The 24,159-nt window shown below is 64.5% G+C and carries 25 protein-coding genes and 1 tRNA gene; 8 read left to right on the top strand and 18 right to left on the bottom strand.

From position 1 onward, the window contains the following. Nucleotides 1-22: 22 nt before the first annotated feature. The gene (locus ABIB99_RS29450; RefSeq protein ID WP_354179008.1) at nucleotides 23-406 is read right to left on the bottom strand and encodes a response regulator; all 384 of its coding nucleotides are present in this window, start codon (nucleotides 404-406) and stop codon (nucleotides 23-25) included. A gap of 187 nt (nucleotides 407-593) precedes the next feature. On the opposite strand from ABIB99_RS29450, the gene ABIB99_RS29445 reads away from it, so the two are divergent. The 3 genes from ABIB99_RS29445 to ABIB99_RS29435 all read left to right on the top strand — a co-directional run bounded on the left by ABIB99_RS29445 (nucleotide 594) and on the right by ABIB99_RS29435 (nucleotide 4,971). Next, entirely contained in the window at nucleotides 594-1,370 is a 777-nt protein-coding gene (locus ABIB99_RS29445) for a Crp/Fnr family transcriptional regulator (RefSeq protein ID WP_354178845.1), read from the top strand. A gap of 289 nt (nucleotides 1,371-1,659) precedes the next feature. Further along, complete coding sequence (gene typA / locus ABIB99_RS29440) at nucleotides 1,660-3,486, top strand: translational GTPase TypA (RefSeq protein ID WP_354178843.1); 1,827 nt, start codon at nucleotides 1,660-1,662, stop codon at nucleotides 3,484-3,486. Nucleotides 3,487-3,702: 216 nt separating this feature from the next. Further along, nucleotides 3,703-4,971 (top strand): flavin monoamine oxidase family protein, encoded by a 1,269-nt coding sequence (locus ABIB99_RS29435; protein ID WP_354178841.1) that lies wholly within the window; start codon nucleotides 3,703-3,705, stop codon nucleotides 4,969-4,971. Here the strand turns inward: ABIB99_RS29435 and ABIB99_RS29430 are convergent. Genes ABIB99_RS29430 through ABIB99_RS29410 form a run of 5 tightly spaced genes read right to left on the bottom strand, consistent with a single transcriptional unit; the run spans nucleotide 4,937 to nucleotide 8,344 of the window. Continuing rightward, nucleotides 4,937-5,170 carry a methionyl-tRNA formyltransferase gene (locus ABIB99_RS29430; RefSeq protein WP_354178839.1) on the bottom strand — a complete coding sequence of 78 codons (234 nt, stop codon included), beginning with the start codon at nucleotides 5,168-5,170 and terminating at the stop codon, nucleotides 4,937-4,939. The genes ABIB99_RS29435 and ABIB99_RS29430 overlap by 35 nt on opposite strands. After that, the gene (locus tag ABIB99_RS29425) at nucleotides 5,161-5,592 is read right to left on the bottom strand and encodes a thiol-disulfide oxidoreductase DCC family protein (RefSeq protein WP_354178837.1); all 432 of its coding nucleotides are present in this window, start codon (nucleotides 5,590-5,592) and stop codon (nucleotides 5,161-5,163) included. The genes ABIB99_RS29430 and ABIB99_RS29425 overlap by 10 nt, the downstream gene beginning before the upstream one ends. Before the next feature lie 60 nt (nucleotides 5,593-5,652). Beyond that, nucleotides 5,653-6,972 (bottom strand): SDR family oxidoreductase, encoded by a 1,320-nt coding sequence (locus ABIB99_RS29420; RefSeq protein WP_354178835.1) that lies wholly within the window; start codon nucleotides 6,970-6,972, stop codon nucleotides 5,653-5,655. An 8-nt stretch (nucleotides 6,973-6,980) separates the two neighbouring features. Then, entirely contained in the window at nucleotides 6,981-7,448 is a 468-nt protein-coding gene (locus tag ABIB99_RS29415; protein WP_354178833.1) for a DUF2269 family protein, read from the bottom strand. Next, on the bottom strand, nucleotides 7,445-8,344 hold the full coding sequence (locus ABIB99_RS29410; RefSeq protein ID WP_354178831.1) for an alpha/beta hydrolase family protein: 900 nt from the start codon (nucleotides 8,342-8,344) through the stop codon (nucleotides 7,445-7,447). The genes ABIB99_RS29415 and ABIB99_RS29410 overlap by 4 nt, the downstream gene beginning before the upstream one ends. Before the next feature lie 261 nt (nucleotides 8,345-8,605). Between ABIB99_RS29410 and ABIB99_RS29405 the strand changes: the two genes are divergently transcribed. Further along, on the top strand, nucleotides 8,606-9,115 hold the full coding sequence (locus ABIB99_RS29405; protein WP_014490714.1) for a GNAT family N-acetyltransferase: 510 nt from the start codon (nucleotides 8,606-8,608) through the stop codon (nucleotides 9,113-9,115). Between the two features lie 178 nt (nucleotides 9,116-9,293). Then, nucleotides 9,294-9,830 carry an inorganic diphosphatase gene (gene ppa / locus ABIB99_RS29400; RefSeq protein ID WP_014490715.1) on the top strand — a complete coding sequence of 179 codons (537 nt, stop codon included), beginning with the start codon at nucleotides 9,294-9,296 and terminating at the stop codon, nucleotides 9,828-9,830. Nucleotides 9,831-10,014: 184 nt separating this feature from the next. Here the strand turns inward: ppa and folD are convergent, their stop codons facing one another. Genes folD through ABIB99_RS29385 form a run of 3 tightly spaced genes read right to left on the bottom strand, consistent with a single transcriptional unit; the run spans nucleotide 10,015 to nucleotide 11,575 of the window. Further along, on the bottom strand, nucleotides 10,015-10,899 hold the full coding sequence (gene folD, locus ABIB99_RS29395) for a bifunctional methylenetetrahydrofolate dehydrogenase/methenyltetrahydrofolate cyclohydrolase FolD (RefSeq protein ID WP_354178828.1): 885 nt from the start codon (nucleotides 10,897-10,899) through the stop codon (nucleotides 10,015-10,017). A gap of 1 nt (nucleotide 10,900) precedes the next feature. Then, nucleotides 10,901-11,269: a DUF167 domain-containing protein gene (locus ABIB99_RS29390; protein WP_354178826.1), complete on the bottom strand. Its 369-nt coding sequence runs from the start codon at nucleotides 11,267-11,269 to the stop codon at nucleotides 10,901-10,903. Nucleotides 11,270-11,284: 15 nt separating this feature from the next. Continuing rightward, nucleotides 11,285-11,575: a YggT family protein gene (locus ABIB99_RS29385; protein WP_007598721.1), complete on the bottom strand. Its 291-nt coding sequence runs from the start codon at nucleotides 11,573-11,575 to the stop codon at nucleotides 11,285-11,287. A gap of 190 nt (nucleotides 11,576-11,765) precedes the next feature. On the opposite strand from ABIB99_RS29385, the gene ABIB99_RS29380 reads away from it, so the two are divergent. Further along, a tRNA-Ala gene (locus ABIB99_RS29380) sits at nucleotides 11,766-11,841 on the top strand. 353 nt (nucleotides 11,842-12,194) lie between these two features. Here the strand turns inward: ABIB99_RS29380 and ABIB99_RS29375 are convergent. From ABIB99_RS29375 to ABIB99_RS29345, 7 genes are all read right to left on the bottom strand, one after another. Beyond that, nucleotides 12,195-13,007: an enoyl-CoA hydratase gene (locus ABIB99_RS29375; protein ID WP_354178824.1), complete on the bottom strand. Its 813-nt coding sequence runs from the start codon at nucleotides 13,005-13,007 to the stop codon at nucleotides 12,195-12,197. Nucleotides 13,008-13,132: 125 nt separating this feature from the next. Then, nucleotides 13,133-13,927: a glutamine amidotransferase gene (locus ABIB99_RS29370; RefSeq protein WP_354178822.1), complete on the bottom strand. Its 795-nt coding sequence runs from the start codon at nucleotides 13,925-13,927 to the stop codon at nucleotides 13,133-13,135. Between the two features lie 191 nt (nucleotides 13,928-14,118). Next, the gene (locus ABIB99_RS29365) at nucleotides 14,119-14,898 is read right to left on the bottom strand and encodes an SDR family NAD(P)-dependent oxidoreductase (RefSeq protein WP_354178820.1); all 780 of its coding nucleotides are present in this window, start codon (nucleotides 14,896-14,898) and stop codon (nucleotides 14,119-14,121) included. Nucleotides 14,899-15,129: 231 nt separating this feature from the next. Continuing rightward, the gene (locus ABIB99_RS29360) at nucleotides 15,130-15,618 is read right to left on the bottom strand and encodes a tellurite resistance TerB family protein (protein WP_354178818.1); all 489 of its coding nucleotides are present in this window, start codon (nucleotides 15,616-15,618) and stop codon (nucleotides 15,130-15,132) included. A 340-nt stretch (nucleotides 15,619-15,958) separates the two neighbouring features. Beyond that, complete coding sequence (locus ABIB99_RS29355; RefSeq protein WP_354178816.1) at nucleotides 15,959-17,368, bottom strand: adenylate/guanylate cyclase domain-containing protein; 1,410 nt, start codon at nucleotides 17,366-17,368, stop codon at nucleotides 15,959-15,961. A gap of 51 nt (nucleotides 17,369-17,419) precedes the next feature. Continuing rightward, a complete protein-coding gene (locus ABIB99_RS29350; protein WP_354178814.1) occupies nucleotides 17,420-18,787 on the bottom strand; it encodes a cytochrome P450 in 1,368 nt (455 codons plus the stop codon). Nucleotides 18,788-18,821: 34 nt separating this feature from the next. Further along, nucleotides 18,822-20,192: a hydrolase gene (locus ABIB99_RS29345; protein WP_354178812.1), complete on the bottom strand. Its 1,371-nt coding sequence runs from the start codon at nucleotides 20,190-20,192 to the stop codon at nucleotides 18,822-18,824. A gap of 148 nt (nucleotides 20,193-20,340) precedes the next feature. On the opposite strand from ABIB99_RS29345, the gene ABIB99_RS29340 reads away from it, so the two are divergent. Then, a complete protein-coding gene (locus ABIB99_RS29340; RefSeq protein ID WP_354178810.1) occupies nucleotides 20,341-22,029 on the top strand; it encodes an MFS transporter in 1,689 nt (562 codons plus the stop codon). Between the two features lie 100 nt (nucleotides 22,030-22,129). Here the strand turns inward: ABIB99_RS29340 and ABIB99_RS29335 are convergent, their stop codons facing one another. Continuing rightward, nucleotides 22,130-22,345: a hypothetical protein gene (locus tag ABIB99_RS29335; RefSeq protein WP_063980334.1), complete on the bottom strand. Its 216-nt coding sequence runs from the start codon at nucleotides 22,343-22,345 to the stop codon at nucleotides 22,130-22,132. 162 nt (nucleotides 22,346-22,507) lie between these two features. Continuing rightward, nucleotides 22,508-22,816, bottom strand: coding sequence for a hypothetical protein (locus tag ABIB99_RS29330; protein ID WP_354178808.1), 309 nt, complete (start codon nucleotides 22,814-22,816; stop codon nucleotides 22,508-22,510). Between the two features lie 253 nt (nucleotides 22,817-23,069). Here ABIB99_RS29330 and ABIB99_RS29325 point away from each other — a divergent pair, with 253 nt between their 5' ends. After that, nucleotides 23,070-24,125 carry a polysaccharide deacetylase family protein gene (locus tag ABIB99_RS29325; protein WP_354178806.1) on the top strand — a complete coding sequence of 352 codons (1,056 nt, stop codon included), beginning with the start codon at nucleotides 23,070-23,072 and terminating at the stop codon, nucleotides 24,123-24,125. Nucleotides 24,126-24,159: the final 34 nt, after the last annotated feature.

Here is a 24,159-nt window from a genome sequence, read left to right as displayed (position 1 = left end):
CCGGGAGAACGCCGACGGGCGATCAGGCGCCGCCCGAGCGCAGCGCGGCCTCCAGCGCTTCGCTCGAACACGGCTTTTGCAGCCGCGGCCGCGTCTTGAATTCGGGAGCGATCCGATCCTCGGCGCCGTAGCCCGTCACGAAGACGAAGGGAATCTGCGCAGCCGCCAGCCGGTCGGCGACGGCAAAGCTTTTCTCGCGGCCGAGCTCGACGTCGAGTAGCGCGAAATCCGGCGCGCGCGCTGCGATCGCCGCCAGCGCCTGCGCCACCGACCCCACGGTGCGCACGCTGCTCACGCCAAATCCGAGCAGGCGATCCTCGAAATCGATCGCAATGATCGGATCGTCCTCAACGATCAGAACATCGGAAGGCATGCCGGCGGAGTCGTCCGGGTGAGCAGGTATCATGATGGTGGACATCGAGGGCTGCATGTTCTTACCGATCAAGGACAGCCTCATCCCGACGCCTACGCCCAGCGCATCGGAGGGTTCCCGGAACGAAACTCACCACAGAACAGTTTTCACGTCTGTCCACTTGTGCACACAGCCCATGATCGGACCTCGCTAGTGTTGAAAGGAGAGCAGGGGATTTACGATGGACGCGCGTATCAGCAAGACAACCGAAGTCGACAGCCGGCCGGCCAACAATCTGCTGCGACGCTTGAGTCCGGCTGACTACGCGCTGCTGGCACCGCACGTCACCCTGGACACCGCCGGGGCCAACGAGCTGCTCTACAGTCCCGGCGACGATGTCCAGGTCGTGCACTTCCCCTGCGGGCCGTCGCTTGCGACATTTCTCGTTCCCAATGAGGACGGCCGCGACGTCGAGACCATCCTGGTCGGCCGCGAAGGCGCAGTGGGCGGCATCGTCAGCGAGGGATTTTTGCCGGCCTATACCCGCATCTGCGTGAAATTCGGCGGACCATTCGCGCGCATTCACGTCGCCAAGCTGGACGCTGCCAAGATGCGCTCGGCCTCGCTGCGCAACATTTTCGCCCGCTATGCCGACTGCATGCTGGCGCAGATGTTCCAGTCCACCGCCTGCAACGCCATCCACTCCATCGAACAGCGTACGGCCAAGTGGATCATCGCGGCGATGGAGCGGACCGGCGACGAGAGCAGCGTGCCGCTGACGCATGAGCAGCTCGCGACGCTGCTCGGGGTCGGCCGCAGCTATGCGAGCCGCGTGCTCCAGTCGTTCAAGGCCGAGGGCGTGCTCGATACAAGACGCGGCGCGATCCTGGTCCGCAATCTCGACGGCCTGCACCTGCGCGCCTGCCTGTGCAACGAAGCGGTGAAGATGCACTTCGAGGAGGTGCTGCGCGGGGTCTATCCGACCGAGGAGACCAGCCCCGGCTCGGTGCAGGGCTGATCGAGGCCCCGTCCCCGAGCAAAGGCCGGTTTGGTGCTGGATTTACCCTAACCCCCGGAGATTCCCGGACAAAATTCAGTCAACCAACCAGCAAAGAACACATTGTTTTTTGGCGGTTTTTGCATATATTGCGCCGCAATGCGTAGGGTGCCTGGTCGAGATGGCCGGGCGGCCCTTTTTGGGCGGAAAGCGCCCGTTTCCAGTCTTCCAGCGTTGTTTCGAGAAGAGGTCCCGGTCCGACCGGCGAGATCGCGCTTAACCCATTGTCCGACCGCAAAGAAGCTCACTCATGAACCTCCGTAACGTCGCCATCATCGCCCACGTCGACCACGGCAAGACGACCCTGGTCGACAAACTCCTCCAGCAATCCGGTACGTTCCGCGAGAACCAGAAGGTGACGGATCGCGCCATGGACTCCAACGATCTGGAGCGTGAGCGCGGCATCACCATCCTGGCCAAGGCGGCCTCGGTGCAGTGGAAGGACACCCGCGTGAACATCGTCGACACCCCCGGCCACGCCGATTTCGGTGGTGAGGTCGAGCGCATCCTGAACATGGTGGACGGCGCCCTGGTGCTGGTCGACGCCGCCGAAGGCCCGCTGCCGCAGACGAAGTTCGTAGTCTCCAAGGCGCTCAAGGTCGGCCTGAAGCCGATCGTCGTCATCAACAAGGTCGACCGCCCCGACGCGCGCCCGACCGAAGTCATCAACGAGGTGTTCGACCTGTTCGCGGCGCTCGACGCCAGCGAGGAGCAGCTCGACTTCCCGATCCTGTACGGGTCGGCCAAGCAGGGCTGGATGGCCGAAAGCCCCGAAGGTCCGCAGGACAAGGGCATGGAGCCGCTGTTCGACCTGATCCTGCGCCACGTCGCGCCGCCGACGGTCGAGGAAGGCCCGTTCAGGATGATCGGGACCATCCTGGAGGCCAACCCCTATCTCGGCCGCATCATCACCGGCCGCATCTCGTCCGGCGTGCTCAAGCCGAACCAGCAGGTCAAGGTGCTGCATGCCGACGGCAAGCTGGTCGAGTCCGGGCGCATCACCAAGATCCTGGCATTCCGCGGTCTCGAGCGCACGCCGCTCGATGAAGCCGAAGCCGGCGACATCGTCGCCATTGCCGGCCTGACCAAGGGCACCGTCGCCGACACCTTCTGCGATCCCACCGTCGAGGTGCCGCTGCCGGCGCAGCCGATCGATCCGCCGACGGTGTCGATGTCCTTCATCGTCAACAACTCCCCGCTCGCCGGCACCGAAGGCGACAAGGTGACGAGCCGCATGATCCGCGACCGTCTGCTGCGTGAAGCCGAAGGCAACGTCGCGCTGCGCGTCGTCGAAGCCTCCGACAAGGACGCGATGGAAGTCTCGGGCCGCGGCGAATTGCAGCTCGCGATCCTGATCGAGACCATGCGCCGCGAAGGTTTTGAGCTCTCGGTGTCGCGCCCGCGCGTCGTCTATCAGAAGGACGAGGCGACCGGCGCCACCATGGAGCCGATCGAGGAAGTCGTGATCGACGTCGACGAGGAGCATTCCGGCGTCGTCGTGCAGAAGATGAGCGAGCGCAAGTCCGAGCTGGTCGAGATGAAGCCGTCCGGCGGCAACCGCCTGCGCCTGGTGTTCTACTCGCCGACCCGCGGCCTGATCGGCTATCAGGGCGAACTGCTCACCGACACCCGCGGCACCGCGATCATGAACCGCCTGTTCCACGGCTATGCGCCCTACAAGGGCGAGATCCAGGGCCGCCGCAACGGCGTGCTGATCTCCAACGACCAGGGCGAGGCGGTCGCCTACGCCATGTTCAAGCTGGAAGACCGCGGCCCGATGATGATCGAGCCGGGCTGGAAGGTCTACAAGGGCATGATCGTCGGTGAGCACACCCGCGACAACGATCTCGAGATCAACGTGCTCAAGGGCAAGCAGCTCACCAACATCCGCACGACATCGAAGGACGAAGCCGTTCGCCTGACCCCGCCGATCCGCATGACGCTGGAAAAGGCGCTCGCCTATATCGAGGACGACGAGCTCGTCGAGGTCACGCCGAAGTCGATCCGCCTGCGCAAGAAGCACCTCGACCCGAACGAGCGCAAGCGCGCGGAAAAGTCCAAGGAAGCGGTGGCGTAAGCCGCTCCACACCGTAGTGCCGTAGGGTGGGCCAAGCGTAGCGGGCCCACCACTTGAAATCCCGGTCGGCAATGGTGGGCACGGCGCAAGAGCGCCTTTGCCCACCCTACGAAGGTGGATCACTCGCCCCAGTGCACAACGTGCGCACAAGGCGGGTGATGACAGCTCACTTTGTGGTGGCTTCAGCGCTCTTCGCGAACGTGCTAGAGCCCGCTCATGACCTCCCTGCCCTCGTCCGTCAACGTCGCGATCATCGGCGCCGGCGCAGCCGGCCTCGGCGCGGCGCATGCGCTGGCTGACTCCGGCCTCTCCGTGATCGTGCTGGAGGCGCGTGACCGGATTGGCGGACGCGCCTGGACCGTGCAGGCCTCGCCTGAGGTGACCTTCGACGTCGGCTGCGGCTGGCTGCACTCCGCCGACAAGAATTCCTTCGTCGGAATCGCGAAGCAGTTCGGCTTCGAGGTCAACAAGGACCTGCCACCCTGGCGCGAGCGCGCCTTCGGCAACGCGTTTCCACAGGCCGAGCGCGACGATTTCATGCGCGCGATGGACACATTCTACGAGCGGCTGTGGCAGGCCGCGCAAAAGGGCAAGGACGAGCCCGCAAGCCTGAGCCTCGATCCGGGCAATCGCTGGAATCCCATGATCGACGCGGTCTCGACCTACATCAACGGCTGCGAACTGAAGGACATGTCGACGCTGGACTGGGACGCCTATGAGGACAGCGACCTCAACTGGCGCGTCCGCCGTGGCTATGGCGCGCTGGTCGCGGCCTATGGCGCCCCCTGCCCGGTGGCCCTGGGCTGCAATGTCACGCTGATCGATCATTCCGGCCAGCGCCTCCGCATCGAGACGTCGCAGGGTACGCTGACCACCGACAAGGCGATCGTCACCGTTCCAACCAATCTCATCGCCGATGAGGCGATCCGCTTCTCACCGCCGCTGCCCGCCAAGGTCGATGCGGCGGCCGGCCTGCCGCTCGGCGTCGACGACAAGGTGACGCTGGCGCTCGACGATGCAGAAGCCTTTCCGAAAGAGGGCAATTTGCGCGGCGCCACCATGCGCACCGAGATGGGCACCTACCACATCCGCCCGTTCGGCCAGCCCTGCATCGAGGGCTTTTTCGGCGGCAGCTTCGCCCGCGAGCTGGAAGACGCCGGCGACGGCGCCATCGCCGCGCACAGCATCGACGAGATCGCAGGCTTTCTCGGCAACGACATCAGGCGAAAGCTCAAGCCGCTCTACGAGTCGCGCTGGGCCCACGATCCCTTCGCAAGAGGCTCCTACTCGCATGCCCTGCCGGGGCACGCTGGTGACCGGGCCGTGCTGGCTGCGCCAGTGGATGGGCGGCTGTTCTTCGCGGGGGAAGCGACGTCGCCAAGCTTCTTCACGACGGCGCACGGGGCCAGGGACAGCGGGGAGCGCGCGGCGAAGGAGCTAAGGAGCAGCTCTAATCGACGTGGAACGCCTGCTTCAAAATCTTAAGCAGTTCCAGTCCAGAGCTGCGATCTAGCTGAATGGACTGACTCTTCTTCTCCGGCATTTCGCGTGACTTACGACCATAGGTATCGATTTGCAGGAAGCTTCGCCCATCGCGCTCGAATATCGAGTAGCGCGCTTCGATTTCATCGTGGATTGAATTCCGCTCCATAGAGCGTTCTAAAAACTTCCTAATCATTGCCATTTTTTGGGGCCTCCCTGTTCGATTACCCTTGCCCGTAAGTCCACGTCCGGAACGAAGCAGGCGTCATACTTCCCGAAGATGCGATAGCGGTTGCGCGCGATGAGGCTGTAGACTGGATCCCGCAGCGACTTTGGCACGGCAAACAACGCGCGCACCCAACCCCATCCCGGCAGATGCGACAGCACGGTCAGCGCGGCGTCGGACTTCATAAAGACCTTTCCGTCATGGACCACGGCATTGGTGTCGGGATCGTCAGGATCGATGCCAAACGTACGGGCAAGCCGCGCCCCATAATCCGACTGGATCGGCGTGAAGCGAAACCGCTTCGCCGTGTCGCGCTTGGCGACGAAGCGGACCCAGCGCGAGCAGAAGATGCAGACGCCGTCGAACAGAATTACGTCATCGTCGGGCCATTTGCTCATCAGTCTCTCTATCTTACGCGTTTTCTGGGCGCGAACCGGGATCCACTTCGCGTGAAAACGCTATCGATTATCCAGCATCATAAGCGCGGCCAGCATCAGCACGATCGCCGGTCCTGTCTTCACCAGCGCGCCGAGCGGCTCGATCCAGAGGTCGGGCGTGAGGATTGCCGCGCCGACCATATAGCCGAGCGAAGCGACGATGCCTGCGATCAAACCGATCGCCGCGGTGCGGCGGAAGGCGATCAGCATGCCGATGCTCATGTCCATCAGGCTGGTGCCGATGGTGATGGGATCGACCAGCGCGGGCGAAAAATTGTGCGCGGTCAGGATGCCGGCGGCGGCGCGGTAGGAGACGAACAGCGCGATGAAGCCGGAGACGAGCCAGAACGCAATGAGGCTGGCGAAGATCAGCGCCTTGATCAGGAACAGCCGCGCGAACCATTTGTCCTGGATGGTGGCGGGATGGCGCCCGATCGTATCAGTCAACGTCTTCGGCACGATGCTCGTGGTGGCGATCCAGGTGGAGGGATCGCCGGTCACGCCGCGGCGCAGCTCGGCGACGGCGGTGGAGCGCATCGGCGGCATCCAGCCGAGATAATTGGCGAGATCGCCGATTTTCGCGCCGAGATCGAGCATGAAGGATGGCATCGCGAGGCGCGGCCAGCCGGCCGTGCCGAAGGCGTGGCGGAACTGTTTGATCACGCCGGCCATGCTGAGTGGCTCGGCCTGCATCAGGTCCCACGTCACGGCTTTGACTGAGGCGTCATCGATATCGCGCGCGGCGAGCCAGGCGATGGTGGCCGAAATGTCCTCGACGGCGACGGACTGGAATGGCGTCGACATCTCCTTCTGCGGCAGGTCGAGCGGGAAGGCGGCGAGCGCACGCAGCATGGCGCTGCCGCCATAGGCTGACGGTGCGACGACGAAGCCGGGCCGCAGGACAGCGTGGGGAATGCCGGAGGCTGCAATCAGGCGTTCGGCCTCGCGCTTGGTCGTCGCGAACGCGGTGCGATCCGCCTCCGCGGTCCCGGGGATCGAGATGTGCACCAGCCGGATCGCGCGGCCGCTGTCGGCGATCGCCTCAAGCAGGCGCACGACGAAATCGCGATGCACCGCGCCGGTGTCGCTGCCGGGACCGTCCTGGAGCACGCCGAGACAGTTCACGACGACGTCGACGGCGTGCTCGCGGAAGAGGCGCATCAGCGCGGCTGCATCGAGCGACAGGATCGGCTGCTCGATATCCAGCGCGCTCATCTTCTGCGCGGGCGACAGGCTGCGTGCCACGCCGACCACGCAAAATCCCCGCGCGCGCAGATCGTCGGTGACGAAGCGCCCGATCAGGCCGGAGGCGCCGAGCACCAAAACGGTTGGCTGGGTCATCGCATCTCTCAAAACGGTTTCGCGATCATCAGCCACAGGATCAACATCGTCGCGCCGAAGCCGGGGAAACCGAACGCGAACCAGCGGCGGTAGAGCAAGAAGTAGCGCTCCGGGCGCGCGCTGCGCTGCTCGGCCGCCTTGCGCGCGAGATCTCGCATCTCGATCTGCATGAAGACGACGGGGACCCAGAACAGGCCCGCAAAGACGTAGAGCCCAAGCGAGGCCAGCAGCCAGCGTTCCGTGATCGGCATGGCCGAAAGCATCATCAGCACGCCGCCCGTCACCGGCTGGAGGATCACGGCCGACAGCGTGAAGATCGCGTCCGCAATCACCACCACCGAAGCGGTGCGCGCGATGAATTCGGCGTCGTTCGTGCGATGCGCCATCAGCATGAAGAAGGCGATGCCGGTGCCGGTGCCGAGAATGACGATGGCGCCCAGCACATGGAGGTATTTGACCAGGAGATACAGCGTCATCGCTTCTTGGCCGCCGCCGGTTTGGACTGGTTCAGCGCAAGCCCGAGCTCGCGGCTGGCGGCTTTGACGCCGGCTTCGCTCTCGATCATCCAATGCCCCTCGCTGCCGACGGCCGGCAATGTGCGGAAGTCCACCTTGCCGCCTCCACCGCGAAACGCATCGGCCAACTGCCGCGAGAACGCCGGCGCGAAGTAGCTGTCATTGGTCGCCACGAGCCATGTCACGGGAATACGCGCCGCCTTGCCGAACTCGGCCGCCGCGGCGAGAAGCGTCTGCGGCGCGCAGATCCGGTTCGGTTCGTCATTGGCGTGGCCACCGCGCCCCGGCGCAAGCGCGATGATCGCGGAGATCGCGTTCGGATCGGCATTCGCGAGCGCCAACGCCCCCCAACCGCCGGCGGAATGGCCGAGCACGACCGCCGAGTCTTGGCGAACGAAATCCTGCTTTCGCAAAAAATCCAGCGCGAGCGAAATTTCGGCGGCCGTCGCGCGACCGGAACGCGCGTAATCCGCCTCGTCGCAGCCGCCCTGGTCCTCGACATAGCGGCCGCCGGTCGCACCATGGCCGAGCCGCTCCGGCACCAGCACGGCGAAGCCGTGCGCGACGAGAAACGCGACCAGCGCGCGGTATTCAGGCTGCGGCATTTGCGCCCGGCGCAGCACATTCTGCGTCGAGGCATGTGCGATCACCGCAAGCCGGAACGGACCGGCGCCGACGGGGCGAAACAGCAGCGCATGCGCGGCAATGTCGGTATCCGGCGATGGCACGCGCCATTGTTGCCGGCGAAACGGCTCGCCCTCCTCACCCGATGACCCAAACGTGACCTGTGCGCACAGAGGCGACGCCAGCAGCAAGGGCAGCAGAGGCAGGACGGCGAAGATGTTGAAGAGGCGCATGAATCGCCGCAGGCGAACACGGACAGCGACGGATCTGCAGGAACGAATCATTTTCGGCGGGCTTTTTGCGTTGCCATCGCGGTTCATTGGTTACCGCAGGGCAGTTTTGCACCGGCAATGGCAGGCCGGTGCCGTTCGAAATGGCGTCTTGTCTTCTTTCGGTACAACATGGTTAAAATACTGATGCACAAAATCCACACGTTAACCGATAATTAACGATAGGTCTTGCCGCCGGCGCGGCGACTTGGTTTGATCGTGTCCATGAGCACAACCCTGATCGAGGTCCGGCCGGCCAAAGCTGCAGATGCAACTGCGGTGGCGTCCACCCATGACGAAGCCTGGCGCTCCGCCTATCAGGGCATCATTCCCGGCGGCGAACTGGAAAAGCTGATCAACCGCCGCGGTCCGCAGTGGTGGGACAGTGCGATTCGCAAAGGCAGCCGCGTCAGCGTGCTCGTGTTCGGCGACAAGATCGCCGGCTATGCCAATTACGGCCGCAACCGCGCCCGCAGCCTGCACTTCGACGGCGAGATCTACGAGCTCTATCTGCGTCCGGAATTCCAGGGTCTCGGCTTCGGCCGCCGCCTGTTCACCGCAGCCCGCCGCGACCTGATGCAGAGCGGCCTGAAGAGCATGGTGGTGTGGGCGCTCTCGGACAACGATCCGGCGACCGAGTTCTACCGCGCCTTGGGCGGCCGCATGGTGGCGCGCTCCTCCGAGCGTTTCGGGCCGAAGTCGCTCGACAAGGTTGCCTTCGCTTGGACCAATTGAGCTGCTGAAAGTCTAGCCGGCAGCGCTTCCCATCCGTCGATACCGTTGCCTTTTGAGCCGGTAGTCGCTGGATTCATTATTTCACAAAAACACGATGGATTGGCGCGCCAAGCCCGCGTATGACAGCGCCAAAATCGCTGCCGGGCGCGATTTAACCTCGGCAACAACGGAGCCTTGAATGCGTATCGATGCGGTCTCGATCGGAAAAAACGTCCCCCACGACGTCAACGTCATCATCGAAGTCCCCGTGGGCGGCGAACCGATCAAATACGAGATGGACAAGGAAGCCGGCACGCTCGTTGTCGACCGCTTCCTCTACACGCCGATGCGTTACCCCGGTAACTACGGCTTCATCCCGCACACGCTGTCCGATGATGGCGATCCCTGCGACGTGCTGATCATCAACACCCGCGCCATCATCCCCGGCGCCGTCATGAGCGTGCGCCCGGTCGGCGTGCTGTTCATGGAAGACGAAGCCGGCGGCGACGAGAAGATTCTCGCTGTGCCGTCGTCGAAGCTGACGCAGCGCTACGACAAGGTGAAGTCGTACTCCGACCTGCCCGACATCACGCTGCAGCAGATCCAGCACTTCTTCGAGCACTACAAGGATCTCGAGAAGGGCAAGTGGGTGAAGATTCTGCGCTGGGGCGGCCCGGAAGACGCCCAGAAGCTGATCCTCGAAGGCATCGAGCGCGAGAAGAAAAAGAAGGCGTGAGCTCTGCTCCCTCGCCCCGCTTGCGGGGCCGCGACGAGCTTCGCTCGCGCTGAGAGGGTCGGGGTGAGGGGGAGTCTCCGCAAGGACGGTGAGACTTAGATTCGCGGACAGTCCCCCACACCCGGAATTCAGGCTACGCTTGAATTCCGACCTCTCCCCGCAAGCGGGGAGAGGTGAAGAAAACCTACACCGCCGGCTTCGGCAGCCCCGCGATCGCGCACGCCGCGCGCAGCGTATTCACCAGCAGGCAGGCGACCGTCATCTGGCCAACGCCGCCCGGCACCGGCGTGATCGCGCCGGCAACGGCGAGTGCTTCCTGATAGGCGACATCGCCGACGAGGCGCGTCTTGCCGTCGTCCCTGGGGATGCGGTTGATGCCGATGTCGATCACGGTCGCGCCCGGCTTGAGCCAGTCGCCGCGCACCATCTCGGGCTTGCCGACCGCGGCATAGACGAGGTCGGCGCGCTTCACGAGCCCGGGCAGATCGCGCGAGCGCGAATGCGCGATGGTCACCGTGGCATTCTCGTTGAGCAGCAATTGCACCAGCGGACGGCCGACCAGATTGGAGCGGCCGATCACGATGGCATTCATGCCTTCGAGCGAGGCGTGGACGCTCTTGGTCAGGATGATCGAGCCGAGCGGCGTGCAAGGCGACAGCGCTTCAAAGCCGCCGGCGAGCCGGCCGGCATTGTTCGGATGCAGGCCATCGACGTCCTTGGCGGGATCGATGGCGTTGATCACGGCCTCGGTATTCAGGCCCTTCGGCAGCGGCAGTTGCACCAGAATGCCGTGCACGGCCGGATCGCGGTTGAGTTTTGCGACGACGGCCAGCAGATCGGCCTGCGACACGTCGGCCGGCAGCTTGTGCTCGAACGAGGCCATGCCGGCCGCCTGGGTCTGGGTGTGCTTGGAGCGGACATAGACCTCGCTGGCGGGGTCGTTGCCGACCAGAACCACCGCAAGGCCCGGCACCAGATTGTGCTCGCGCTTGACGCGGGCAACCTCGTCAGCGACGCGCGCGCGGAGTTCCGCAGCGATGACTTTTCCATCGATGATCTTGGCCGTCATGTCAGTTCCCTAGGTCTGTCGGTTTGGCGTCTGCCGATTTGGCCTGGGCGAGCTTGCGCAGGGCTTCGCCGAGCCGCGCCGGATCGCCGTCGACCGCGATCTGCTTCAGCCGCGAGGTGGCACCGGATAGCAGCTTTACACTGGCCTTGGGAACGCCGAGCGATTTCGCCAATAGCACCAGAACGGCCTTGTTGGCCTCGCCGCCATCGGCGATCGCGCGCACCCGCACCTTGAGCACGCTGCGGCCATCGGCCAATTGCTCGATCCCGTCGATGTCGTCGCGGCCGCCGCGCGGCGTCGCCCGCAGCGCGATGCTGATTCCTGCGGCCGAATAGCGCCAGGGTTCCTTGAAGGCCTCTTTCGCAACCAAGGCGCTCCCGCCTGCTTAGATCACGTTCGGGTAGATGTAATACAGGATCACCCGCTCGATGAACATGATGAGCAGGATCAGGATGATCGGCGAGATATCGAGGCCGCCAAGGCTGGGCAGGAAATTGCGAATCGGCGCCAGCACCGGCTCGGTGATCCGGTACAGGAACTCCGCCACCGCCGAAACGAACTGGTTGCGGGTGTTCACGACGTTGAAAGCGATCAGCCAGGACAGGATCGCGGAGGCGATCAGCAGCCAGACGTAGAGGTCGAGCACGATGATGACGATGTCGAGAACGGCACGCATGGCTTTTGAAGACTCTGGCTTTCGGTCGGGATTGACGCTTTTTGCTAGATATCGGTTCCCCCCGGCCCAAACAAGGGAAGTTGGTGCCGGGGATGGTTAAAACCGGGTCACACCCGTCCTTGACTTGACCTTGGCGGGGACTTAAATGGCGCCCGGTTGTCGGCCGCATTCACCAGAGCGGCCGCCAAACGGGGCCATAGCTCAGCTGGGAGAGCGCGTCGTTCGCAATGACGAGGTCGGCGGTTCGATCCCGCCTGGCTCCACCAGCCTTCGCTCGCTTCGCGAGCTACGGCTAGGCAAGCCAGCCAAGCTCTCTCGTAGCGAAGTGAGCGAAGGCTGTCCCGCCATAGCCCGAAGGGCGACGGCGGACCCCATCCACCTCACTGACATTCGCGAGCTACGGCTAGGCAAGCCAGCCGAGCTCCCTCGTAGCGAAGCGAGCGAAGGCTGTCCCGCCATAGCCCGAAGGGCGACGGCGGACCCCATCCACCATCACTGACATTCGCGAGCTACCGCTAGGCAAGCCAGCCAAGCTCCCTCGTAGCGAAGTGAGCGAAGGCTGTCCCGCCATAGCCCGAAGGGCGACGGCGGACCTTTTCCCCGAGTTCAGCCAGCCCCCCTACTTCCCCGTAAACCTCGGCGGCCGCTTCTCCATGAAGCTCGCGACCCCCTCCCGGAAATCGCTGCCGTTCAACGCGACCATCATCTCGCGGTTCGCCTCGATCGTCGCCTCCGCCAGGGTCTGGAATGGCACCTCGTAGAGCTGCCGCTTGATCACGGCCATCGCGCTCGGCGAGACGAAATCGGCGAGGTCGCGCGCATAGGCGTAGGTCTCCTCGCGCAGCTTTTCCGGCGAGCAGAGCCGGTTGACCAGGCCGATCCGCAGCGCCTCTTCGCTCGACACGCGCCGGGCCGAGAGCAGCAAATCCATCGCATTGGCGTGGCCGACGATGCGCGGCAGCATCCAGGACATGCCATGCTCGGCGATCAGTCCGCGCCGCGCGAAGGCTGTCGTGAACACGGTATTGTCGGCGGCAAAGCGCAGGTCGCAATAAAGCGCGTGGACGAGGCCGATGCCGGCGGTCGCGCCGTTGAGCATGGCGATGACGGGCTTTCCGATCGACGGATAGAAGCCGTAGCGCGTCTGCCAGTCCGGCCGGCGGTTCATGTCGAAGGGCGGCAGGTTCGAGGCACACCTGACGTCGTTGGGGTCGAGCCCCTTCAGCGCATCCATGTCGGCGCCGGCGCAGAAGGCGCGGCCCGCGCCGGTGAGCACGATGACGCGGACATTGTCATCGGCGCTCGATGCTTCCATCGCATGGCGCACGTCGCGCTCCATCGTCGGCGTCCACGCATTCATGCGATCAGGGCGATTGAGCGTGATGGTCGCGACCTTGTCGCTCACCTCATACAGAATGTGTTCATAGGCCATGACGCTCTCCCTGTGTCTGCCGGCACGCGTTCGCGCGCGCTCGTTAGGAACGAGCCTAGCATATCCAGGGATGAGGCAAGGGCTTGCGCCAAGGCCTTAGGTGAAGCACCTGCGCGAAGGCGCGATCACTCGGCGGCTTGCGCCAGCACCTGCCGGCGCGCCAGCCAGCCGTCGATGAAATGATCGAGCCAGGCCCGTTCCGCAACGTCGTACACTGCACGGTCCGCGAAATGATGATGCCGCTCGCGCGCGCCGGGCGCGCTGAGGCCGTCATAGCCGCGCGTGGTCCAGCAATGCATCATCGCGCAGGTCACGTCAGGATGAAACTGCACCCCGAAAGCGTTGCCGGTGCGGAACGCCTGGATCGGAAAATCATCGCCTTCCGCAAGCAGCTCAGTGCCGACGGGCAGTTCAAATCCTTCGCGATGCCAGTGATAGACCTGTGCCGGCCAATTCGGGCAGAGCGCGTGGCCCGCGGCGGTCGGGCGGATCGGATAGTAGCCGATCTGGGTCAGTGCCTGCGCATGCGGTGCGACGCGGGCCCCCAGCTGCATCGCCAGCATCTGCGCGCCGAGACAGATGCCGAGGAACGGTCGCTGTTCGCGGAGCGGAATTTCGATCCAGTCGATCTCGCGACGGATGTAGTCGTCGGGATCGTTGGCGCTCATCGGACCGCCGAAAAAAACAGCGCCGGCATGCTGATCGAGCGTATCGGGCAGGGGATCGCCGAAGCGCGGCCAGCGAATGTCGAGGCGATGGCCGAGCGCGCGCAGCGCATTGCCGACGCGGCCGGGTGTTGAGGATTCCTGATGCAGGATGATCAGAACCGGCAACCGGGCTTCGGAGGCGGCGGCGCTCGGCGTCCTTCTGGGGAAGGGCACCAATTCTGCGCCACCAAACCTGTCTGTCCGGAACGACATGGCCTCTGCGAGTGCTATCGGTTCAGACCGCCAGCATAGCTAAGCGGTAGTTAACATCGTGTGAGTTCGCGCACACGCGTCCCGATATTGAAGCAAGCTCCGGGCCATTACGGGGCTTTGAGCTTTCTTCAAAGCGTTTTCGAGCGAAGTGGATACCGGTTCGCGTGAAGAAAACGCGTCAAAACAAGAAATCAGTGCCTCTGCCTCTGGAACCGGCTGGTGGCGGACAGGATGAAGCCGCGCGGGAAGAAACGCAGCGCGAACGGCACGATCTTGATGCCGAGACCAGGCAGCACTGCCCGCTTGTTGGCCATCAGGCCGCGATAAGCTTGTTGCGCAACTTCGGCGGCAGACACGTTGAGAAGAGCCGTATCATGCCCAGCCCCGACGCCGGCGCGCGCCTGGAATTCGGTGGGCACCGGACCCGGGCAAAGTACGGTGACGCGAACGCCGCGCGGCGCGAGCTCCGCCCGCAGGGCCTCGGTGAGGGAAATCACATAGGCCTTGGACGCGTAGTACACGGCCATGCCGGGGCCGGGCAGAAAGCCCGCGACCGATCCGACATTGAGAAGACCGCCCTTGTTCCTGATCAGCTGATCGGCAAAGCGTAGCGACAGATCCGTCAGAGCCCGGACGTTGACATCGACGATGCCGACCTGTTCGACGCGGTCGCGCTCGATCGCATCGCCGAACACGCCGAAGCCGGCATTGTTGACGAGATGGTCGAGCTCGACGCCTTCGGCGGCAAGCGCGGCGGCGATCTTCTCGCCCGCATCTGCCTCCTGCAGGTCGCAGGCGATCACGATCGGCTTCTTGCCGCCCTTGGCGGCGAGCTCGTTCGCAAGCGCCTCCAGCCGGTCCGCGCGTCGCGCCGTCAGCGCGAGGCGATGCCCGTTGGCGGCGAACACACGCGCCAGCTCCGTGCCGATGCCCGCCGAGGCACCGGTGATCAATGTTACCCGCTCAGTCACGATCGAAGTCTCTTGAATTGAAGTTTTTTGGCCCCGCAATGGCGGAACGAGAGCATAGGCCGAGCGTGACAGGCAAGCGTCACCGGCGGCATGGCTGCTTGAGCGGACAGCAGGAACGCAGGAAAACTACGGATTTTACGGGGAAATCCGGGGCCGGGGTGGCCGACGAAGGTATATTAAAGTTTCGTCATGTGGTCCGCACAACCGGCAATAATACCGCATCGACGCGGCTCAACCGCCGACGGCACCGTCCTTGACCTGACCACCGGCGCGGTTTGCGACCGCATGCTTGAGCTCGATCCGGTCGCGCTGGGCGATCCCGAGCAGGTCGGAGGCGCGCCAGACGACGTTGTCCTCGAACTCGGAAACCTGGCCGTCGGCATAGACCAGCTCCCACATCATCTGGACGATGCGCTTGCGGCCCTCTTCGTCGAGCGAGCGCATGATGACACTGGTGAAGTGATAGAGGTCGACGGCCTCGCCCTCGACCTGGGTGGCGTCCGCGATCAGGCGATCCGCGGTGCCGCGATCCAGCCCGAAATGGTTTTCGATCAGGCTGTGCAGCTTGCGCTGCTCGTTTGCCGTCGGCTGGCCGTCCAGCGAGACCACGTGAACCAGCAGCGCGGTCGCCGCAAGCCGGTAATCGCTATCGCCGAAAGCACGATCCGCGGCATGAGGAGCCACAATGTCAGCGATGAATTGGCGCAGGCCGTCGAGCATAGGATCCTACCGAAAACGATGAAGCCGCGGGGGTGCGGCCGCCACCAGCATTATATGAGCAGGAAACTCAACCGCCGCAACGTGCGTCAGCTCCGCGCGGGCATTACCTTTCTGCAATCTGGACGAGCTGGTTACCGTCATGACCGGGCTAGTCCCGGCCATCCACGCGCCACAGCGAAGCAAGGCGTGGATGCCCGGGACTAGCCCGGGCATGACGACAGAGAGTGTGGCACGCACCTGTCTCCACATCGTCATTGCGAGCGCAGCGAAGCAATCCAGACTGCCTCACTGGAAAGACTCCGGATGCTCGCTAAGCTCGCAATGATCGGGAGTGCCGTCCTCACGGTATCTCGTACACCACCATCTTGTCGGCGATGCCGCGCAGGGCCGCCTGCTTCTGGATCGGCTTGATCGCGCGCTGCTCGAGCACCTCGGCGACTGCGGGCGCATCGAGCACGGGGCCCGTGATGTGGATCTCCCGCGCCGTCGACAGGCTCTGGACGCGAGCGGCGATGTTGACGGTCTGGCCGAAATAATCCTGGCGTTCGTTGAGCATCACCGCAAGACACGGGCCTTCATGGATGCCGATCTTGACGATGAGATCGTCGGTGCCGCGCTGCCTGTTGAGCTCGTCCATCGCGGCCCGCATCCGCAGGCCCGCGACGATGGCGTGCTCCGGGCGGACGAAGGTCGCCATCACGGCGTCGCCAATCGTCTTCACCACCGCGCCCTTCTCGGAGGAGATGATCTCGAGCAGCGCATGGAAATGCGCGCGCACGAGATCGAAGGCGGCGAGATCACCGACGCGTTCGTAGAGCGTGGTCGAGCCCTTCAAATCGGTGAACAGGAATGTCAGCGACGTGATCTGGAGCCGCTGGTCGAGGCTGAGATTGTCCGCCTTGAAGACATCGCGAAACGTCTGGTTCGACAGCATGCGCTTGGCGGTAAGGAACGGCTTGCGCTTGCCGATGAGATGATGGAGCGCCTCGGCCGCGATGAACACCGACGGCAACACGCGCACGCCGGCCTGGTTCTCCAGCGACAGCCGCAGCGGCCCCGGCCGCATGGTCGTGGTCCCCGTCGGAGCCTGCACCTTGTTGTACATGATCGCGAACTGCTGGCGCTCCTTGGTCGGCTCGCCCTGGACGTCGATGAAATGGGCGGCGTGCGTCACCGGCTCGAAGATGATGATGAAGTCGCCCGGCAGTTGCAGCGACATGGTCGCTTTCTCGCCTGCCGGGAGCTCGAGCGTATCGAGCGTCACCTCGTTGGCGAGCGTCGCGAAGGATTCCTTGTTGAAGTCGACGCCGGAACTCCAGAACACCTGCTTAAAATATTCCCACACCGGAAGCGTATCGGGATCGTGCGCCGCGATGCGCCGCACGCGCGGATTCACGGTGAAGGAGACCTCGACCTGATCGTCGACCGACGCCTTGTAGCCGCAGGCGCAGAGCGCGCAGTGATAATCGTCCGGCTTGAGCGCCTTCAGCGTCGAATGGGCGCCCAGCACGCCGCCGCAGCCCGGACAGAGCACGTTCCAGCCGAGATCGAACAGTCCGAGCCGCGCCGAATGCAGGAAGGTGGAGATCGTGTGCTCTTCGTCGAGGCCATGCTGCCTGGAGAAATCGAGGACATTGACGCGGTTGAGCTCGTGATCCTCGCCGTCCTCGATGAGGCGCGCAATCGCGTCGACCACCTTGGCATCGGCGGTCTGCTTCAGAACGGATAACTGGGCCTGGATGTCGCTCATGGCGGAGGCTCTATCTGGGGTGGATCGCGCCATCGGGCAGACGAATGTCTGTCACCGACGCGTGATGCGGAACAAAGGTGAGTGGTCCGGCTGGGTCGTCACGACGCCGAGCGGGATCACCGGAACCCTGTCGGCAAGCTCGATACGGAACGCGCCGATCAACCGGGCCAGCGCCAGCACGGATTCGGCTTGCGCGAACGGCGCGCCGATGCAGACGCGCGGACCCGCGCCGAACGGCAGGTAAGCGAAACGGTCGGGCGCCTCTTTCGACATGAAGCGTTTTGGAATGAAGGCGTTCGGCTGATCCCACAGCTTCTCGTGCCGGTGCAGCAGCCAGGGCGCGATCATGATGATGTCGCCCTTGCCGATCTCGACGCCGGCCGCATTATCCTTCTCGCGCGCGGCGCGCGCGACCAGGAAGGCCGGCGGATAGAGCCGCATGGTCTCCTCGATCACCGCGCGGGTGAACTTCTGGCGATCGATGTCGGCCATGCTGTCGAGATGCTCGCCGTGGGTCTCGGAGGCAACTTCCTCTTGCGTCTCCGGATCGAGCGCGAGCAGATAGAGCGCCCAGAACAGCGCCGTCGCCGTGGTCTCGTGACCTGCCAGGATCATGGTCGCGACCTCGTCGACGAGTTGCGCGTCCGAAAAGCCCTTGCCGGTTTCGGGGTCGCGCGCCGCGTCCATGAGATCGAACAGGTCGCGCGGCGGCGCGCCATCCTTCTTGCCCATCGTGCGCCGCTCAGCGATCAGCATCGCGACGAATTCGGTCCAGCGTTTGCGGAAACGCGCGCGGGCAAAATCCATCGGGGTCGGCCAGGACACCGGCAGCAGCATGTCGAGGAAATAGGGTCGCCCGAGCCGCGCGCCGTATTCCATGACGAAGTTGCGCAAAGTCGGACCGTGACGGTCCATGCCGAACGAGAACATCGTGCGCCCGGCGATCTCCAGCGTCATGCGCTGCATCGTCTCGCGCAGATCGACCGGCTCGCTTGTTCGCGCATCGAGCTTTGTGGTGGTCTCGTCGAGCACCGCGGTCATATGCGGGACGAGATTTGCGGTCGCACGCGGCGTGAAGGCCGGCGCGAGCGTACGGCGCTGATGCGCCCAGGCGTGGCCTTCCGCGATCAGAACTCCTTCGCCGAGCACCGGACGCAGCATGCGGATCCCCGCCGGCGTGCGCGTGTAGTTTTCATAATTGCTGAGCAGGACATGCCGGATTGCATTCGGCTGATTCAGAATGAAGCTGTTGTGGAGGAAAAAGCGGCCCTTGATGACCTCTTCTTCGTAGGCACGCTGCCCCCAGGTCGCGATCATGTTCTGCTTGAGGACCGCGACCCGGCCGAAAAACGACATGTCGTCGGGCGCACGCGGCGGGGTCGGAGGGATGATGGGCCGACGCACACTGGCGATGTTCATGGCTCTCTCCCGCAGATATAACCCAGGCCAATAGCTAGTAAGTCAGCTCGGCAATCGCAATCCTGTTCTCGGAGGCGGGCCAGGCGCGCGCCACAATTCGTTCTTCGGCGAACTGGGCCACGATGTTACGCCCGGCCTCCGCGGCCGGGAGCCGCAAGGTTGCTGCCGAATCCGTGGGCACACCCGGCTTGACGTCGGCCGGCTCCTTGCCGTCGAGCAGCACCACGTCCCGCGGCAGGCCGAGATAGCCGCGCGGTCGCGACATGATCACGACGGCGCCGGCATCCTTGTCCGCCGGCCCGAGCGGGCGCGCGGCACGCAGATGCACGACATCGGACGAGCGCGGGAAGGGCGTGCGGTAGATATGCGTCGTCGGCGCGTCCGGCGATGTCAGGACGAATTCGAGGAACCAGGAAGGCTCGACCTGCGCCGGACCCCAGCGGCCGTCGGCGCCGGTCTTCGCGCTGTGCACCGCGCTGCCTTTGCGCTCCCCGGTATCAGGATCGACGCGGAAGACATCGACGGTTGCACCTGCCACCGGGCGATTGGTCGACACGCCGCCTGGCGTACCGGTCACAAGGCCGCTCAAACTGACGCTCTGCTCCGGCACAATCGCGATGCGCGCGGGCTCGCGGCCGGCAATGAATTTGTAGATCTCGCGGAAGGCGCGCGGGTGAAACGCCACTTCGCGATGGTCGAGCGCGCCGAGCACGAGATTGGTGGCGCCCTTCAACTCCGGCCCTTCGACGGTAACACCGGTCGGCGTGCCGGGCTTGCCGATGAAGCGGCCATCCGCCTGGGCGTATTTGTCCATGCCGTCGCTGCGCAGCGTAAGGAAGGCAACACCCGGCGTCACCTCGCTCTCGCCCTCGTTGAGACCGCGCAGAAATGTGCCGCGGCCGTTGAACTCGTTGTTCGGCTGGTCATCGGTCGCGAACACGCCGTGATTGGGTGTGCCGCACAGCACAGCATGGCTGACATCGCCGGCACCGCCGTTCCTGATGACGTTGCGAATCGCATAGCCACCGCGCGAGCTGCCGACCAGCGCCACGCGGGCCGCGCCGGCGCGGTGCTTCAATTCCGCGATGGCCGCCGCGAGTTCGCGGCGCTGGTCCTCGGTCGAGGAGCGCCCCGCTTGCTCGACCTTGTCGTCGCTCCGCGCATTGGGATCGGTGAAGTTGATCGCCATCATGCGATCGCGCGCGACGCCGTTGGATTCCATTCGCCACAAGGTCGTCATCCAGAGCGCGTCGTACTCGCCATTGCCGTGGACGAACAGGATCGGCGGTACCTCGGCATTCTGAGCCGTGGGCGCGGTCTGGGCCAGCGCGCCTGTCCGCAAGCTCGCAACCGCGAAAGGCAAGCTGCCTGCCCCCAGCAGGATCGACCGTCGCGACAGCTTCATATGTTTCTCCGGAAAAACCATGTCTTTGTGCCGCTTATAGCGGCCTAACCACTGGACAGCGAAGGACTTTCGCAGGCATCACTGAACCTGCCGGAATCACCCAAAGACCATTCCAAGACCACTTCTGCCAGCCCATATGGAAGGGGATATGACCGAGCAGCCGAACCGTCAGAAATTCGCCGGCGACGGCATCGCCGCACCCCTGCGGTACACCGTGTTCCGGCGCATCTGGCTCGCCAGCCTGCTCTCCAATCTTGGCCTCTTGATCCAGGGCGTGGGCGCGGCCTGGGCGATGACGCAGATGGCGGCATCGGCCGACAAGGTGGCGCTGGTGCAGACCGCGCTGATGCTGCCGATCATGCTGATCTCGATGCCGGCCGGCGCCATCGCCGACATGTATGACCGCCGCATCGTGACCTTGATTTCGCTCGCGATCGCGCTGATCGGCGCGACTGCGCTGACGGTGCTGGCCTGGCTCAAGCTGATCACCCCGGAAACGCTGCTCGTCTTCTGCTTCGTGGTGGGCAGCGGCAATGCGCTGTTCGGGCCGGCGTGGCAATCCTCGGTCAGCGAGCAGGTCCCGCCCGAATCACTGCCGTCAGCCGTCGCTCTGAACGGCATCAGCTACAATATTGCACGCAGCTTCGGTCCCGCGGTCGGCGGCGTCATCGTCGCCTCGCTCGGCGCGGTGGCCGCGTTTGCCTGCAACGCGATCCTCTATCTGCCGCTGCTGGTGGTGCTGCTGCTCTGGCGGCGCAACACCGAGCCCTCGCGCCTGCCGCGGGAGAAGCTCAATCGCGCGATGGTCTCGGGCTTCCGCTACATCACCAATTCGCCGCCGATCAAGATCGTGCTGCTGCGCACATTGGTGATGGGCCTGATCGGCGGTGCCATCATGGCACTGATGCCGCTGATCGCGCGCGACCTGCTGCATGGCGGCGCGCAGACCTACGGCATCATGCTGGGTGCCTTCGGCATGGGCGCCGTCGTCGGTGCGCTCAACATCCATGAATTGCGCAAGCGCATGAGCGGCGAAGCCGCGATCCGCGCCTGCACCATCTCGATGGCATTCGCGATGGCCGCGCTTGCCGTGAGCACGGAGCCGGTGTTGGCGGCGGCGGCGCTTGTGCTCGCCGGTGCGGTCTGGATGGCGGCTGTCGCGCTGTTCAACATCGGCGTGCAGCTCTCGGCGCCGCGCTGGGTCGCGGGCCGTTCGCTCGCGGCGTTCCAGGCCTCGATATCCGGCGGCATCGCGATCGGCGCCTGGGGCTGGGGCCATCTCACCGATTATGCCGGCGTCGAGGTCGCGCTGCTGACGGCCGCCAGCCTGATGCTGATCTCGCCGGTGCTGGGCATTTGGCTGGCGATGCCGCGCGTCGGCGCCCGCAACGAGGACGCGGACGTGCTCGCCGATCCGGAAGTCAAACTGTCGCTCACCGCGCGCAGCGGGCCGCTGGTGGTCGAGATCGAATACAGGGTGAGCCAGGAGAACGCGCGCGCCTTCCACAATGTGATGCAGGACGTGCAGCTCTCCCGGCAGCGCAACGGCGCCTATGGCTGGTCGATCGCGCGCGACATCGCCGACCCCGAATTGTGGACCGAGCGCTACCACTGTCCGACCTGGCTCGATTACTTGCGCCAGCGCAACCGCTCGACACAGTCCGAACGCGCGTTGCATCAGCAGGCGATCGATTTCCACATCGGCCCCGATCCGGTGCGGATCCGCCGCATGCTGGAGCGTCCGTTCGGCTCGGTGCGCTGGAAGGAAGAGACGCCGGATCGTGCCGGCGCCGAGGTGCTGCCGGTGGTCGCGAGCGCGGCGGGAAGCAGCACTTAGCTTTTGGCCTGTAGCCCGGATGGCGCGAAGCGCAATCCGGGACGATCTCACCGCGCGGGCAGACCCCGGATTTCGCTCAGCCGGGCTGCGACGGCACATCTTACTGGCCGTGATCCGTCAGCACCTTGTCGCAGGCTTTGCTGAGGCGGGTGCGGTTCTGCTTGAGGCAAGCGAGCACGGCGCCATCGCCATTGTTCATCACGGCACGGCAGAAGCGCGTCACATCGCGCGCGCAGGCATCGTGGCCAGGCTGCTGTTGCGCTGAGGCGCTCGATGCGCACAGAATCAAAGAAACAATGAAAAGAAATCTGGTCATCGCGTAATGCCTCTTACCCCAAGGAAGTGCGGGCGAAGCTAGTGCGACGATCCCGGGGCCGCAACGGCTTTATTGCCGAGCGGGACTGGCGCGCGTGGCCCCGGCTTGACGCCGGGGGCACATCGCGAGGGGAGCCAACAACGATCGCCGTTGCGCGTTTTCCTACTGCTTGTCCTGGGCGTCAGCGACCTTGCGTGAGGCGCCCTTTGCGAGGTCCTTGTCCATCACCGCGCGGCAGCCGGCGCTCAGATCAGAGCGATGCTTCATCATGCACGCCGTGATCTTCGGGACGTTGGGGATTTCCGAGGAGCACAGACGGAAGGCATCGCCGGTGCACTGCTGCTGCGCTTCGGCCGAGAAGGCGAAGCTCGAGGTCGTCGAGACGATCGAGACGATGGCGGCAAAGCCCAGAGCCAGGCTGGTGTCGCGGATCCTACTCGTCAGCGATTTGGCAGAAAAAGACTTGGTCATTTGAAGTTCCCGTGGGCGCCGCTGGAAGCGGGACCCGTTGTTGATGGGAACTACGATGCTCCGGCAAAACAGTTTCCACTGTGATGACGGTCACGGGTGGCCCACCCTCTGTGACCTTCGTCACATGGCGCACCTCGCTGAAAATCCGGCGCAAACGCCGTCGTGTTGGTGTCACGTTAACTGTTCCTTCGCATTAATGGCTCGTCGCGCGGGAGATTCCGCCGGGTTGGTTGCGTAATTGGAAAGAATAGCGATGCGTAATGCGTTGGGCCTGATGCTGGCCAGTGTAGTTGCGGCGGTCGTGATCGCCGCCGGCGGTTGGTTTTATTATTCCGCGCGCGCCGATCAGGGCGCCCCCAAAACAACGGCCGCCCGTGCCGCCGATCAATTGCCGGCACAGGCGAAGCTCGCCGCCAAGGATGACGTCGAGACCACCGCGGCGATCGCGGCCAGGCCGACGGCAGTTGCTCAGGCAGCGGCGCCTGCGCCCGCTCCGGCCATGCCGGTGCAGCAGCGGTCGACCTGTGCCAATCCGAACGCGCTGGGCGTTGCCCGCGTGGTCGAGATCGACACCACCGGCGGACCCGGCTTCGGCTTCGAGCATTTCAAGCAGTTCGACTTCCTCACCGACAAGGAGGTCGTGCTGACCTTCGACGACGGTCCGTGGCCGGTCAACACGCCCGCGGTGCTGAAGGCGCTCGGGGATGAATGCACCAAGGGCTTGTTCTTCTCGGTCGGCAAGCACGCGACCTATCATCCGGAAATCCTGCGCCAGGTGCTGGCCCAGGGCCACACGGTCGGCACGCACACCTGGTCGCATGTCAACCTGAACAGCAAGAAGATGACGGAGCAACAGGTCAAGGACGAGGTCGAGAAGGGCTTCAGCGCGGTGAGGTTCGCGCTCGGCACCAATCCGGCACCGTTCTTCCGCTTCCCGCAGCTTCAGCACAATCCGGCGATGGTGAGCTATTTCGGCACCCGCAATGTCGCGATGTTCTCGACCGACATCGACTCCTTTGACTTCAGGAAGGGTGCCACGCCGGAGAAGATCGTCGACAACGTGATGACCAAGCTCGACAAGCTCGGCAAGGGCATCATCCTGATGCACGACTTCCAGAAGCACACCGGCGAAGCGATGCCGGCGCTGCTCGCGCGGCTGAAGGCTGGCGGATACAAGGTCGTGCAGATGAAGGCCAAGGCGACGCTCCAGACGCTGCCGGAATATGACGAGGCGCTGCTGAAGGACCTGAAGGTGCCGACCTCGAGCGCGCGTCCGATAACGAGCGTGGTGCAGACGGTGTCGCAGTAAGCCCGAAACGCTTCCTCAATACGCGCATGGCCGG

This window comes from Bradyrhizobium sp. LA6.1 (assembly GCF_040547805.1).
In the GTDB taxonomy this organism is placed as follows: Bacteria; Pseudomonadota; Alphaproteobacteria; order Rhizobiales; family Xanthobacteraceae; genus Bradyrhizobium; species Bradyrhizobium barranii.
Note: the sequence above shows the minus strand (reverse complement) of the source record. Positions and strands in the feature narration are given on the sequence as shown.